The organism is Solibacillus sp. FSL W7-1324, from assembly GCF_038008025.1.
Taxonomy (GTDB): domain Bacteria; phylum Bacillota; class Bacilli; order Bacillales_A; family Planococcaceae; genus Solibacillus.
Genome location: NZ_JBBOYH010000001.1, coordinates 692,036 through 706,723 on the forward strand (window position 1 = coordinate 692,036; position 14,688 = coordinate 706,723).

Annotated in this window: 9 protein-coding genes; 4 read left to right on the forward strand and 5 right to left on the reverse strand. The window is 37.4% G+C overall.

The genetic code is table 11. The features are described 5' to 3' along the window. Positions 1-87 precede the first annotated feature (87 nt). The 3 genes from tnpC to MKY71_RS03305 all read right to left on the reverse strand — a co-directional run bounded on the left by tnpC (position 88) and on the right by MKY71_RS03305 (position 2,244). Entirely contained in the window at positions 88-1,635 is a 1,548-nt protein-coding gene (gene tnpC, locus MKY71_RS03295) for an IS66 family transposase (protein WP_340731572.1), read from the reverse strand. Between the two features lie 64 nt (positions 1,636-1,699). Beyond that, the gene (gene tnpB / locus MKY71_RS03300; RefSeq protein ID WP_340731573.1) at positions 1,700-2,053 is read right to left on the reverse strand and encodes an IS66 family insertion sequence element accessory protein TnpB; all 354 of its coding nucleotides are present in this window, start codon (positions 2,051-2,053) and stop codon (positions 1,700-1,702) included. Continuing rightward, positions 2,050-2,244 (reverse strand): hypothetical protein, encoded by a 195-nt coding sequence (locus MKY71_RS03305; RefSeq protein ID WP_340731574.1) that lies wholly within the window; start codon positions 2,242-2,244, stop codon positions 2,050-2,052. Before MKY71_RS03305 ends, tnpB begins: the two co-directional genes overlap by 4 nt. Positions 2,245-2,451: 207 nt before the next feature. Here MKY71_RS03305 and MKY71_RS03310 point away from each other — a divergent pair, with 207 nt between their 5' ends. From MKY71_RS03310 to MKY71_RS03325, 4 genes are all read left to right on the forward strand, one after another. Further along, complete coding sequence (locus tag MKY71_RS03310; RefSeq protein ID WP_340731594.1) at positions 2,452-6,492, forward strand: hypothetical protein; 4,041 nt, start codon at positions 2,452-2,454, stop codon at positions 6,490-6,492. A 253-nt stretch (positions 6,493-6,745) separates the two neighbouring features. Continuing rightward, a complete protein-coding gene (locus MKY71_RS03315) occupies positions 6,746-7,807 on the forward strand; it encodes a CAP and S-layer homology domain-containing protein (RefSeq protein ID WP_340731595.1) in 1,062 nt (353 codons plus the stop codon). Positions 7,808-8,091: 284 nt separating this feature from the next. Then, a complete protein-coding gene (locus tag MKY71_RS03320) occupies positions 8,092-9,033 on the forward strand; it encodes a C40 family peptidase (RefSeq protein ID WP_340731596.1) in 942 nt (313 codons plus the stop codon). Positions 9,034-9,565: 532 nt separating this feature from the next. Further along, positions 9,566-11,539, forward strand: a complete 1,974-nt coding sequence (locus MKY71_RS03325; RefSeq protein WP_340731597.1) for an N-acetylmuramoyl-L-alanine amidase — start codon at positions 9,566-9,568, stop codon at positions 11,537-11,539. Positions 11,540-11,838: 299 nt separating this feature from the next. Here MKY71_RS03325 and MKY71_RS03330 read toward each other — a convergent pair whose 3' ends face one another. Both MKY71_RS03330 and MKY71_RS03335 read right to left on the reverse strand, forming a co-directional pair. Next, positions 11,839-13,839, reverse strand: coding sequence for an S-layer homology domain-containing protein (locus tag MKY71_RS03330; RefSeq protein ID WP_340731598.1), 2,001 nt, complete (start codon positions 13,837-13,839; stop codon positions 11,839-11,841). A 294-nt stretch (positions 13,840-14,133) separates the two neighbouring features. After that, positions 14,134-14,397, reverse strand: a complete 264-nt coding sequence (locus MKY71_RS03335) for a multidrug ABC transporter ATPase (protein WP_339175233.1) — start codon at positions 14,395-14,397, stop codon at positions 14,134-14,136. Between the last annotated feature and the right edge of the window lie 291 nt (positions 14,398-14,688).

Below are 14,688 nucleotides of genomic sequence, written 5' to 3' on the forward strand. Positions count from 1 at the left end.
CAGTAAGCCCGAAATATAGAAAATAGCGCACCTTTATGGTACGCACGACGAATGGCCAGCTAGCTGAAATTTTTTTCGGCTAGCTGGCTATTTTGCACATGTGGCTTGAATATTTTCTGACCATGGCAGGTAGTTATGTAAAATTTCAGGTTGCTGATGAATCGGTAAATTTGGCAAATCAGTTAGTAGCTTGACCAGGTATTGATAAAAATCGATGCCATTTGCTTTGGCCGTTTCAGCTAGACTTAAACAGATGGCATTTGCTTGCGCACCTGCCTCGCTAACAGAGAAAAGCCAATTTTTACGACCAATGACATTCGGACGAATCGCATTTTCAGCTGGGTTATTATCAATAGCTACATTACCATCATCAATAAACACCCTTAATGCGGCTTTTCGACTTAACGTGTATTCAGCTGCTTTCGCAATGGCATTTTTACCGAAGAAAGGTGAGCGATCAATCCATTCGAAAAATTCATCGACAATCGGTTTTGCTTCTTGTTGTCGAATTTGGACACGTTCCTCTAGTGAAAGATGTTTGATTTTACGCTCAATATGAAATAACCGGTCACAATATTGCACACCGATTTGTCCATTCTTGCTCTCAGCTTTTAACCAATAGCGGCGTACATGCGCCCAACAGTTAGCGAATTGAACATCTGGTAATTGCCCATAAGCCGAATAACCATCGCATATGACAGTCCCTTTAAACCCTCTGATAAAATCTTCTAAAATAGCACGCCCACGAGAAAGCGCACTTTTAAAGAGAACGATTATAGGTCCATCACTTTGAACACTACGTGCTACCCAGTTATAGGCGTTGGATTGCGCTGGCTTTCCATCGGAACGCTTAAGTATTTGTGAATAGGTTTCATCGAGATGAAGTACTGATTTTGCTGTTAACAGTTGCTTCATCAAATCATATAGCGGTTGAAGCCAATCTTCTGCTACACGAATGACCCAGTTGGATAAATTTTTATCGTTGGTGTGAAGGCCATGACGTTCCCATTCATTTACCTGACGGTAAAGAGGCAAATACTGAATAAACTTATCGTAGATAAGCTTGGCCAAAACCGTAGGACCGGCAATACTTCTTTGAATCGCGCCTTGTGGTGCTTTCCCACGTTTAATTTGCGCTTTTTGTAGTGAATCTTTTTTACATGTTTTGCACTCATAGATATGTTCAAAATGCTGTACACGTTTCATTGTAGCTGGAATAAATTTCGCTTCTTCACGTACTAACATCGAACTGAATTCCACCATTTCTCCTTGGCAACAGTCACAAGTTACGTTGGCTGGATGATGATGAATGGCTTCGATTTCAATATCTTCACGAAACGAATCATTTCGCTTTTTATTTTTCTTTTTACGTGTAACCGAATAACTAATAGTTTCGGTGCTTTGTTCGCCTGTCTGCTCAGGTTCGTTAAAAGACGGGTCGTCTTCAAATAAGGAAACTTGTCCATCGGGCGCTTGATACTTCGATTTTTCTGATTTAGAGCCATATAAGGCTTTTGTTAATTGACGAACTTGTTCAGTTAAAGCTTCTATTTGTCGATTAGATTGAGCCAATTGTTGCTCAAGTAATCGAATAATACGTTCGTTTTGTTCTTCTTGCTTTTGATCAACAGGCATCAAATCATTCACCACATTCCGTTCGATTTATATGTGGTTAATTATACCATTTATAATAGTGCCATTAAAAGCTCCCTTTTGCAGATTTTGCAATGGCCTTTGGTTGTTGTAATGACAATCCCTCCAATAGCCAACGGAGTTCCTGCTGTGAAAGATTACGTACTTCATTTTCATCTTTAGGCCATTGAAGCTTCCCATTATCTAATCTTTTATAAAGCATGGCGAAGCCATCTCCATCAAAATATAAGCACTTATAGCGATCTTTGCTCCATCCAGAAAAAAGAAAAATCGAATCGCTGTAAGGATCTAATTCAAAAGAATCTTGAATCAGTGTTGCTAGGCCATCTATCCCTTTGCGCATGTCAGTCTTGCCACAAATAATATAGATGTTTTGCACACTCGTAAAATCATGTCTCACCGACTTTTCAGCTCCTTCATAATGGTTTGGATGATGCACTCATCTACGCCATTGAAGAAGAGAATTTCAGTTTCAGCGGTTTTAATGATACAACTTGGTGCAGCTGTATCTTGAGTGGAATGAAACGTAGTAGGTTCAGTTGGGAGGGGATCGAGTTTAACTGGTACGATGGTTAATTTATTTGTAGGCATAGAAATGGCACCTCCTTTGATTGATACGTCTATCGTACCGGAGGCGCCTGATGTTTTATATGCGTTATTTGATTACGGGCTTACTTTATACATTTGGCAAATCTATTATTATCCAGATAAACTAACAAACTGTGAGAATATGCCGATAATTATCCTATGAATATGAACAATTTATGAAGTACTACCCATGAAGGAAGGGATAAAACGATGAAGAAAAACTTGAAGGTTGGATTGATGGCGGGGCTTTTAATTACTCCGGCAATCGTCGCGCAAGCTGGAGATGTAGAAGCGAGCGAAACATCGACTCCAATTAATGCTGAGGACACTGCAGAGGAATTTTTGAAAGGTTTTAAAACAGCCAATGAAGAATCAAAGACTGCAGTAATTACTCAAGATAGAACAATCTACAATAAATTCAAAGATAATGATTCCTATGCGGATATCATGCCGCTAATTGATGCGAAACTGACATATTTAGAAAAGTACATTCAGTTAAAGCAGGATGCCGAACAAGTAAAAAATTTAATTTCCAAACTTACAACTTCAAATAATAATTTAATTGCGGATAGAAAATTAGCGGAGGAGGCACTTGAAAAATTACATGCGGATTTAGACAGTGCCAATAGTGAGCTAAGCAACTCTGTAACCGGTAATGCGGGTACATTTTTAGAGACATTACTGTATTACGGTGAAAGTGGTAAGGAAGATTTCATCAATAAATATGTTACGTCAGAATCTATTGAACGTCTGGAATCATTTGAAGAACAAACGGAAGCCATCGAGCAATTTATAGAAGATTATATTAGTCCGATAACGACATTAACAAGTGCTGGCGCGTTAAGTAAGGAAGAATATATAGATGTTGTTACTAAAGCGCGGGATGAGTTTAATAAGATAACGGACCTTGCATTGAAAAATTTATTGAAAATTCAATTGGTAGAAAATAATACTGGTCTTGAACAATTAATTAAAAATGCAGAGTCGGATATTAAAAAGGCACAATCGGTTGAAGATAAAATTAAAAATTTAGTAGAAAATCCGCCTACTGCAACAACATTTAATTCCAAAGTTAATACGCTTGTAACTGAATACGGGCAATTAAAAGAAGTACAAAAGAAATTAGTAACTAATGCAGATGAATTAAAACCTTACGAAAATGTTTTAACCGTCGTAAATGAAATTATTAGGATTTCAAAATTATCAGTGTATACAGAGGAGTACCGTGAACAAGCAAAAAAAGTAGGGGAACTTTATGATGCACTCGATCCGCTTGATACACGTTTGGTCGTGAATTTTGACAAATTGCTTGAAATGCAACAGGCTATTGAAAATGCACAAAAAGTCGAAGTAGAAATCTCGAAAATAAATCAGGCTGCATATGTGGAGAAAAGCACAATCGTTGCGGACGCAAGAGCAGCTTATAATGCATTGACGAGTCAAGATCGTAAATATGTATTAAAAGAATTATTGGATTTACTTTCATCGTGGGAAAAATCAACGGCAACAGCAGCAACGATCAATAAGCAAATCGATGCGATTAAAACAGATGTATTTGTAAATATGAATGATGAAAAACAAACAGATACGAAAAAGCGCTCAACTACGACTTCATTTATTACAAAAGTTCGAACGGCAGAATCTTCATATGCCAAGATTAAAGAAAACGAGCGAGAAAAAGCTCTAGTTACTAGAAGAGAGATTCTTGAGGCATTTATTCCAATTGTGAATATTGCAGATAAAGTAGTCAATTTAAATGTATCGAGCACTACCTATGCAAAGGATTTAGATGAAGCGGAAGATGAGTTGAACAAGTGGGATTCATTCAAAAATGCTATCCCTTCGGATGATGCAGGAAATATCGAAAAGCTTTATCAATTTTTAACAGCCTATTTGCAATTGCAAAAACAGGAGCAATCTGTTGCTGCTCAACTGGAAGCTGATATTTTAGCATTCCAAAATGCTGAAATGCTTGATTTACAGCAAATTAATGCAACTCGGGAAAAATATAATTCGTTATCGTCAAGTGCCAAACGATTAGTAAAAAACATAAAAGTATTAACTGATATTGAGCGTTCAAACAAGACAGCATTAAAAACAATTCAGACCATCGATAAAATTGATGTTAAGGCGAAGGACTTTGCACGCAAAACGACTGCTGCCGAAACGTCTTTCAACAAACTTGCAGAGCCAATGAAAACGATTGTCTACAATAAAGCTAAACTGGATGAATTTTTACCTATTGCAAAGTTAATGATAGAAATTGATGCAATCCGTCCGACTGCAAAAGATTTTAAAGACAAATTATCAACTGCACAGAATAAGTTTATAGAATTCTTAAATGGATACACAGCACCAGAAAATCCGACTACAGATATAGATTTTATTAAATCCAAATTACAAATCGAATACGGTCAGAAGTTAGACGGCTTCAATCAAGTTGTCAGTTCTGCATTTTCAATTGAGCAAAGAATTGATGCACTGCAAACAAAATCAGGGGAAGCGTTCATCACCGATTTAGCTGAAGTCTCAGCTGCTTACAAAAATCTTGATTCTGCAACGAAACGTAATGTCAGCAATGCCAAGATATTAACTGGCCTTGAACGGGACTACAAAGCATCATTAAAAGTAATCGGTCTTATTGAAAAACTACCTGTTCACACAGATCGTAATTATTCATCAAAAGTAGCTGCTGCTCAAAAAGCATATGAACGGTTAACCGATAAGCAAAAACAAGATGTATATAATTATAACTCGAAGCTGAGCAATGTTTTAAAAGTAGCTGATTTAATCAACCGTATAGAAAAACTGCGTGTCGGTTCGAAAACATATGAGGCGGATGTTGCGGCAATACGTGCGGAATATGCAGCACTATCTGTTAAAGAGCAACAACTCGTGCATAATATTACGAAGCTTGCAACTGCGGAACAAGGAGTTTCAAACGCCAAGCAGGTAGTGGCGTTAATCGATGCGGCAATTCCTACTGCGGAAGGTTATATTCAGAAACTGGTAGATGCACGAAACGGTTATGACAGTCTTGATAAAGCGGAACAGCGATTAGTAACGAACTACAAAGACTTAACGACTCGCGAGCGCGGTGTAAAACCGGTACTAAAATTGGATAACGATATTTTAGCGTTAGATCCATCGAATGCACGTACATTTATTTCTAAATATAAATCAGCTGAGAAAGCATATGAAAAATTAACGATGTCTGAACGCTCACTGCTCATCAACAGTGAAAAGCTATTAGGTGATCTTACGACAATTTATAACGTAGTAAATGCGATCAGTTCGATTAAGCCATCGAGCAAAACATTCGTAGAAGAGACGGCAGCAGCAAGAGCATTATATAATACACTGCCGGCTGAATTAGCAGCACAAGTGTCTAATATACCGACATTGAAGGAACATGAACTGAATGTAGAGGGTGGCGCAAGGGTAGATGCGATGATTCGGGCAATAAATACAGCATCAGCAAATGAATTTATCGCCAAAATTAAAGAAGCGCGTGAAGCCTATAAATCATTGAATTCATCCAATAAAAAAGGTGTGACACTCGAATCTGAATTAAAAGAACAAGAAAAGTATATTAAGCCGATTGAAGCGGCGATTCAAGCAATTGATGGCTTAAGCAATCCAAGAAACGATTTGAGCCGTCAATTTAATACAGTCAATAATGCTTTGAAAAAATTGGATGACAAACAAAAAGAGTACGTGACAAATATGGATCAATATTCGAATTTATCGAGTGTAATTCATGTTTATACATTGATTGATAGTTTAAAACCAAACGACAAGTACTATCAGGGGAATATGGAAGCAGCAAAGCTGGCATATGATAAGTTGTCGGAAGTTGAAAAGTTAAAAGTTACTAACTACTACAAATTACAACAGGCTGTACTCGATATGACAGAGGTTCAAAAGGTTACGTCTCTCATTGCTTCATTAAATGCTACATCTAGCAGTTTTGAAACAGATGTAACTAATGCAGTAGCAGCATATAAAGCACTTCCTTCCGGTTCCAAGCGCCAAGTACTGAACTACTCTGTACTTCAGCAAGCCGAAAAAGATTTAAAGGCAGCAGAGCGTGTCGTGAAGCAAATAGAAGATCTTGATTCAACTTTAAGAACATATGCTTCAAGAGCGAAATCTGCGAAAACAGCTTATGATCGCCTGACAATCGAACAAAAGTCTTTAGTGAAAAATTACAATAAACTGCAGGCCGCTATTTTTGAATTAGGGTTGTAATTTTATTGGAAATACGATAATTTAATTACTGTACCCCAAAAGGTAGAATGGAAAATCTGCCTTTTGGGGTATTTTTTAGTGTAAACTTAGATTAAAGAAAACCGTGTATTTATAGAAAATGCGAGTGATTTCTATCGAATTTGGTATGAAAATTCTATTTCGTGGCTTTTAAGTTAGTTGCCAAGATTTATGTTCAGAGAAAAGTAATGATTCCATTGTATAATAATAGAAATGGACTGATAGGGGGGGTTTGATGAAACGAGTTTTAATTATGGGGTCCATCATTGCGTGTTTATTACATGCACCAACTTCAGAGGCATATGCAAAAACGTCTCCAACTTTCACCGATGTGAAAAGTACGTATTGGGCAGCACCCGTAATATATGAGCTAGTTGAAAAAGGATTTATGGAAGGCTATACAGATGGTACATTCAAACCAAACAGTATGACAACTCGTGCTGAAGCGGCTAGTATTATCGCAAGAACGATGGACGTGCCATTGACGACTGATTTTGTACCGGATTTTATGGATGTTCCTACAGATCACCGTTATTATAAAGAGATTTGTAAACTGGCAGAATTGGGGATAATTCAAAATGCTAGTGAGTTTCATCCTGAAGCCCCTTTAAAGCGTGCACATATTTCAAAAATGATCGCTCTTGCCTATGCGGTTGAAGTGGATCAGAAAAATAAGACATCCTTTAAGGATTTGCCAAAAAACTATTGGGCAAAAGACTATATTGAATCACTGGCGGATGTTGAAATTGTAAAAGGAAAGACAGCGAAAACTTTTGAACCGAATGAATTTGTTACCCGTGCGCATGTAGCTGCACTTACAATGCGCGGAATGGAGTTCAAGGATAAGGTTAAAAATTTGGATATAGCATACGATTTTTTACAAAAGGATTATATTGATACAGTAAATCATCATATACAGTGGGAGAAAAAAATATTGGAGCTTGTTAACAAGGAACGGGCTGCTAAAGAACTTTCACCACTTCAACAAGACAAGAAGTTAACTCAGATCGCCATCATTAAAGTGAAGGATATGCTAAAACGCAATTACTTCGAACATAATTCACCGTTTTATGGCAACCCTTGGGACTTGGCGACGTTATTTGATTATGAATATACAAGTTATGGAGAAAATTTAGCCCGAAACTTCGAGTCACCGGAAACTACGGTTAAAGCTTGGATGGCTTCACCGAAACATCGCGATAATATTTTAAAAGCCGTATATACACATATGGGCATCGGTATTGAGAAGTCGAAAAATGGAAAATATTATGTAGTTCAACATTTTTCTAGTAAATAAACTGGTAAATACTAGTACCTTACATTACAGTAATGTTACAAGTATTGTTTCGATAATATAAAAAATCTACAAAAAACACCAAATCTCCGCGTAAATACAGAGATTTGGTGTTTTTTGTTTTTATATCGAAATACTAGAAACTGTTACACAAGTGAAAAATAATATCACAAATATATATGTTACCCTGTTATTAGGTTAAATAAACATGAACAAACAAGTTTTACGTTATGTTATACCTCGAATATTCATCACGAGGCCTATTTTGAAGGGAGTTCCATTTTAAAGTGAAAAAGAAAATCTTATTACCGATCTTTGCAACTTTCATGATTTTTTCAGGTGTAGGGATGGGTTCGAATAATACAGCACAAGCAGCATCAGTTTCAGAATTAACAGCAACAGCTTCTAAATATATCGGTGTACCATACGTTTATGGAGGAACTACAGCAAGCGGGCTAGATTGCTCTGGATTTACTCAATTAGTATTCAAGCAATTAGGTTTTGACTTAAGCCGTACAGCTGCTGCTCAATATAAACAAGGTAGCTCTGTTTCAAAATCAGATTTACAACCAGGAGATTTAGTATTCTTCAATACAACTGGTAAAACGGCTTCACACGTTGGTATCTCATTAGGAGGTAATAAATTCGTTCACGCTGGTACAAGCACAGGCGTTACTGAAGCGAGTTTAAGTTCTTCTTACTGGGCGAAGCGATATAACGGAGCGAAACGCGTAGCGAGTTTTGGCGAAAGCAAAAAAGTAGTTGCAGCAGTTTCTTCAGTTGAAAAAGAAGAAGTAAAAGATTCAGCTATCGATTTTACGATTTATGCATCACGCGGTGAAGTAGCAATTCAATTAGCAGAAACATTAGGCTTAGATACATCTGATACAAACTCACCATTTACAGATATTAAATCATCATCAAAATATGCAGGTGCAGCAACTGCACTATATAAATTAGGTGTTTTCACTGGTGACGAAGGTAAATTCAATCCAGCTTCACCATTAACTCGTGCTCAAATGGCAAAAGTGTTAGTAAAAGCATTTGACTTAAAAATGAAGCAAGATACTTTAAACTTCACAGATGTACCAGCATCTCACTGGGCACATAACGACATCTCAATCCTAGCATCGAACGGTATCACAGTAGGTAAAGGTGACGGCACATTCGGTACAAACGATAACGTTATGTTAAAGCATTTAACAGCTTTCATTAACCGTTTACAATAATAAGATTGGCAATACCAATACTTAATGAATAAATTAGTAACATAGTAACTTCTACATATCTCAATAGATATCTACCTTGCAGGGAAGTACTTACTAATAGTAGTGAAACACAGACAAATTTGTCTGTGTTTTTTTTGGTAGGGGTTATATTAGCAGTTTATGGCGAGGAAGTAGAATCTTCAGCGTCAAAAGTAGAAAGATTACTAGTGAATGTGGAAGTTTCAGTTCGAAATGTAGAACAATCATGCCTAAAGTAGAAAGAGCTACTTTATTAGAAGTTCTGTAAATGAAAGTAGAAACTTTTCGGGCTAAAGTAGAACGCTTGCGATATAAATTGGAAACTATTGACGCTAATGTAGAACAATTGCGGTCAAAAGTAGAACGCATTAACTTTATTAGACAACCTTTAAAATTGAAAATCATTTTCTCATAAATAAGCCTAGAAAAATATTAAATTTCTAGTTTGTTCATATTAATTTTATGAATAATTTGGTAAAATGGGAACTATCTAATAGAGGGGAGGATTTTAACATTGTCTTTGCGCAATCTTGTCGTGACGGTGACAATCATCTTCATGGCAATGTTCCAATTGAATACGGCATATGCTAATACTAGCTTCGCCGATGTCCCTTCTTCAAACGGGGCGTATAATGAAATAAATTATTTAGTAAATGCAGGTGTCATAAAAGGGTATACGGAAAATGGTCAAACTCTTTATAAACCGAATGCTCATGTAACCCGAGGACAAGCTGCTAAAATGGTCGTTGTTGCAACGAATAACAAGCCTTTAACTGTTACCAAGTCTTCTTTTTCTGATGTGACATTGGGGACAGAGCTGTCGGGTTATGTAGAAAGTGCCGTGGAGTTAGGATTTTTCTCTGAGCAATCTAAAGGGAAATTTGGACCGAACACGCCATTGACTCGAGAAGAAATGAGTAAAGTGCTGGCCATTGCCTTTAAATTAAATACAGCTCAAACAGAAAAGCTGGAAATTCCTTTTAAAGATACTAATCCGACATATGGTTATTATCCATACATCGCGGCAATTTACTTTAATGGTATTACGGTGGAAGCTGAGAAATATAATCCGAAAGATTCGGTAACACGTGCGCAGTTTGCTTCATTTATCGCTCGTGCCTCTTCTGAAAAATACCGTTTGCCATTACCTGTTCAAGGTGTGAACGTACCGGATGTTTCAACAGCAATTGCTTCTGCTAAAGCGAATGTTAATGATTTAAATGTCCGTACGTCGGCATCTTCTTCAAACGCATCAAATATTTTAGCGAAAGTAAATACAGGAGCATCGTTCGCCGTTTATGAAATCCAGAAGGACGGTTGGCTGAAGGTCTCCCATGAAGGACGCTATGCCTATGTTTACAAGGATTATGTAGATTTTATAGATGAATCCGGTAAGCAACTTAATAAAATACAAAAACACGTTTATGCATCGGGAAATATCCAGACATATGAAAAGCGTGATATTGCTTCAAATAGTGTAAGCACGATTGCAGCAAAAGAGAAAATTGCTGTATATAATACGATCGGCAATTGGTATGTAACGTTAGTAAATGGTATCCCTGCGTATGTTCGTGTTTCTCAAACCGTGGATTCATTGCAGACAGAACCAGTTACCCCTCCGACAGTAGAGCCGGAAAAACCGGTAGTGGAAGAGGAAAATAATGTGCCGACGCCTCCTGCAAATGGCGGTGAAAACGAACAACCGGTTACCCCGCCGCAACAGCTATTGACGAATACGGTTGGTAAAGCGACAGTTGATGCCCTGCACATTCGTGAGTCGGCTTCAGGTACTGCGCGTTCACTTGGTCAAATTAAGCGAGGAACACTAGTGGAAGTCCATTCAGTATCCGGCAGCTGGGCTAAAATCACATATAACGGTACTAACGGTTATATTAATAAAACGTATTTACAACTGCTTAATCAAAAAGGACCGGCTGTAAAAGATCGTATTATTGTTCTTGATCCTGGTCATGGCGGTAAAGACCCGGGTGCTGTTAGTAAAAATGCACGTGAAAAAGAAGTCGTTCTAAAAGTTGCGAATCTAGTAAAGCAAAAGCTTGAAAAAGATGGTGCAACAGTAAAAATGACGCGTTCTGGTGATACATATCCTAGCTTAGAGGATCGTGTTCGATACGCTAAAAATGAGAACGGTGAAATTTTTATCAGCCTTCATGCAAATGCAGCAGCAAAGGAATCGGCAAATGGTACGGAAACGTTCTACAGTGTTACTTCCAATGCAAATGAAAAAGAAGATTTAGCGTTGGCAACAGCCATTAACAATGAAATCGTTAAAAATGCGAAAATGTACAACCGTGGTGTAAAGCGCGCAGACTATGTTGTTATTAAAGGAAACGTAATGCCTGCTGTTTTAGTGGAGCTTGGTTTCATTACAAATACTGCGGATAGAGAAAAGCTTATTTCTGACGAGTATGTCGAAATATTTGCCCAGTCTATTTATAACGGCATTGTGCAATATTATACGAAATGATTGAGTGGGCAGTTCCTTATTGGGGGACTGCTCATTTTTTGTTTCAGATTTTCTAATATGTTCCTCAGAAGTTCTAATAATCTGAAAATTGTTCTAATAAAAGTGCGAAGTTCTAATATAATAGACGTTTCTTCTAATATGTCATCCGGATGTTCTAATATCATAATCAGAAGTTCAAATATCCGATCTCAATCTTCTAATATCGATCCCAACTCTTCTAATAAAAACCGCCGCTCGCGAAACCTCAGACCATAAACACAAAAAAATCCAGCACTTCCGTAGAAGTACTGGATCAGAAATTAATTTCCGGGAATTAACTGAACTAAATCAGAGCGGACCCAACCGTATTTTGCAGGAGGATTGCTGTCTGACATAATTTTATACCAAACATAGCCATCCGTACCTTTCGTTTCTTCAACGATTGCTACAGGATAGCCGAACACACCTGTTTCACCTACATACTTCGCTTTATAAGTGAAGTGAATTGGCGATGAAGTTGATGGTTCGTTCCGGACATTTACTAATAGACCGTTTTCATATGATACGAAGGCCAACTTCGCTTGCTTGTAATCTTTTTTGCCGAAGCGGTTGTCCATGCGGTACATATGACCGGCGATTTTACTGCCCCAGAATGGATCTGATGCATAGTGCACGTTCATGCCGGCTGTTTTATTACCAGGGGCTGCACCTTTTGCATAGCTACCTGATTGAGGCGCATAGTTTAAGTTGACGTAACGGTTAATAAAGGCTAGAACACTATCGTCACGGGATTTATAAACTTCACCTAATGTCGGATCTGAATCGAATACTTTAATACCGAAAATATTGTTTTTCGTTAAAGCATTCGTACTAACACCGTAATCACCTTCGTGCATCGCTGCAGCCAGAATGAATAGGGCATTGACATGATATTGTGATTCCACCTGTTTTAAAAATTTCCCCATACCGATTAAACGAGATTCAATCGTTGCTTTTGCATATTGCGGGGAAGTTTTAATATCCTGGCGCTCCGCTAATAATGTCATAATCATATTGTCCAGTTCCTCAGCTGTATAGTTAGATGGCTGACGGATCGACTGGAATTGGAAGTAAGGATAATGTGTTCCTACCTTTTTCGTTAATAGAACGTCAGAGTAGTAATTCACACCATCTTGGCTATAGTATTGTGAACCTGGTTTCATAAAGACAGGTGCTTCACTTACTACATAATCCCAATTATATTTTTGTGTAGAATGGTTGTACGTACGATGTGTTAAGTAACCACCTTCAACAAAATAGAAGTCTTGTCCTTTTATTAAACTTGTAGGTGTTAACGTAACTTCATCAATTTTTGCATAGCCTTTTGTATCTGCTAATTGAACGATTGCGTACTCATCACTGCTTCCAATATATTTGAATTGGGAGCCTTTTGTAGCGTATGATAACGATTTTGTGAATTTTTTGTCTGAATATACCGTTACTGTTGTAGCTGCTGCTGAAGCGATACCTGAAGACATTTTAATAATTTTGTCGCCTTTAATAATCAGGTTTGAACCAGAGCTTTTTAATGCAGCTTCAGCTTGTTCATAGTTAAAGTAAACAGTAGCATTTTTCGTAATTACCCCATTTGAAATTTTACCCACATAATAGATATTAGGGTTCGGAGCAGGTGTTTCCGTCGGTTCTTCGCCTTCTTTTACAGCAAATGTTTCGATTGTCGTTTGCATACGGAATAAAAATGCTGCGGCATGTGCGATTGTCGCATTACCTTGAGGTTCAAAAAATACGCCATTTTTCGTATGTGATCCACGGATAATATTGTAGTAAACGTTAGTAGCTACAGCCGGTTTGAACTGATCACTAATTTTGTTGTTATCCTTAAAAGTTAGTGGTTGTCCTTCCAACGGCACGTTTGAATAGCGTAAAGCTTTTTCCAAAAGTGCTGCCATATGCTGACGCGTAATTTTTTCGTTCGGACGGAATGTGCCATCAGGATAGCCGCTTAAAATGTTCGAGCCTGCAGCTGCCTGGATTTCGCGTGTCAGTTCATTACCAGCTTTTAAATCCTTAAAAGTGTATGTAGACGAATCTGGTAATTCAAGTGCGCGTGTAATGTAAGAAGCAAATTCTCCACGCGTTACGGCACGGTTTGGATAGAAATTTCCTTTGCTGTCTGGTCGAATGACATTAAGATTAGACCAATACGTTAATTCATTAACCATCTGATGGTCTTTTATATCATTTGCATGAGATGTTGATTGTGTTGTGAAAGACAGAGCAACGATAAATGCGAATGCTAGTCCTACTATTTTCTTTAACACAGATTCACGCTCCTTTCCTATATGATGATATTTTACCAATATATGAGCGAGAATCATAGATGAATCCTATTACTTTAGATGTTTGTAATATAAATGTAATCAAAAAGTCCTTTGAAAATGAGTTTAATAATAGGGAGAAAAGAGCTCTGTAATGGAAGAGTTGAAGATATAAAAAAGGTGAGCCAGATTGAAGCTCATAAAATAGAGGTTTCTGAAATTACGGGGAAGAGATGCGTGAAAAGAATGCATGACAAAGCAATGGTATATATTTTTCTAATAAGTATCGGAAAATAATTACAGGTTTAATGCTTTTGATATTTTTTTTACTTCTTTCGTTAAGTAATGAAGTTGTTCATGAACTTCCTGGAGATCCACGTTATTTTGTGTGAAATTACTGGCTTGCTGTTGGGCTTCCTGCAGTGCAAGAGCGGATGCAAATGTTGAAATCCCTTCCGCTAACGTAGCTAATAAACCGGCCAGCACCTCAAGTGAAGCGGCTTGAATTAATGGGTTGTTTTCAATTGGCGGTTCAGTGTTTTTCTTACGGTTATTTTGCAATACTACGACCTCCAAAATAGTGATGTATATATTTTATGGTTTTGATGAGCAATTATGAATGGTGGGGTGGAATTCGTTTCGGAAAGTTTTTTATCTCTCTAGTTTACATGATTGTAAAATCTAGATGCTAATAGTGGGGAGGCTTTAGTCTCTAACACTTATTTTTTAGGACCGAAAAACCATTGTTCTGACAATTATTCTAGTAATTTAGGGTGTGTTTTATACTCTCATTGAATTATAATTGTAACCATATTATACTTAAGTTCGTCTTAATCCACATGAGCGAAACTC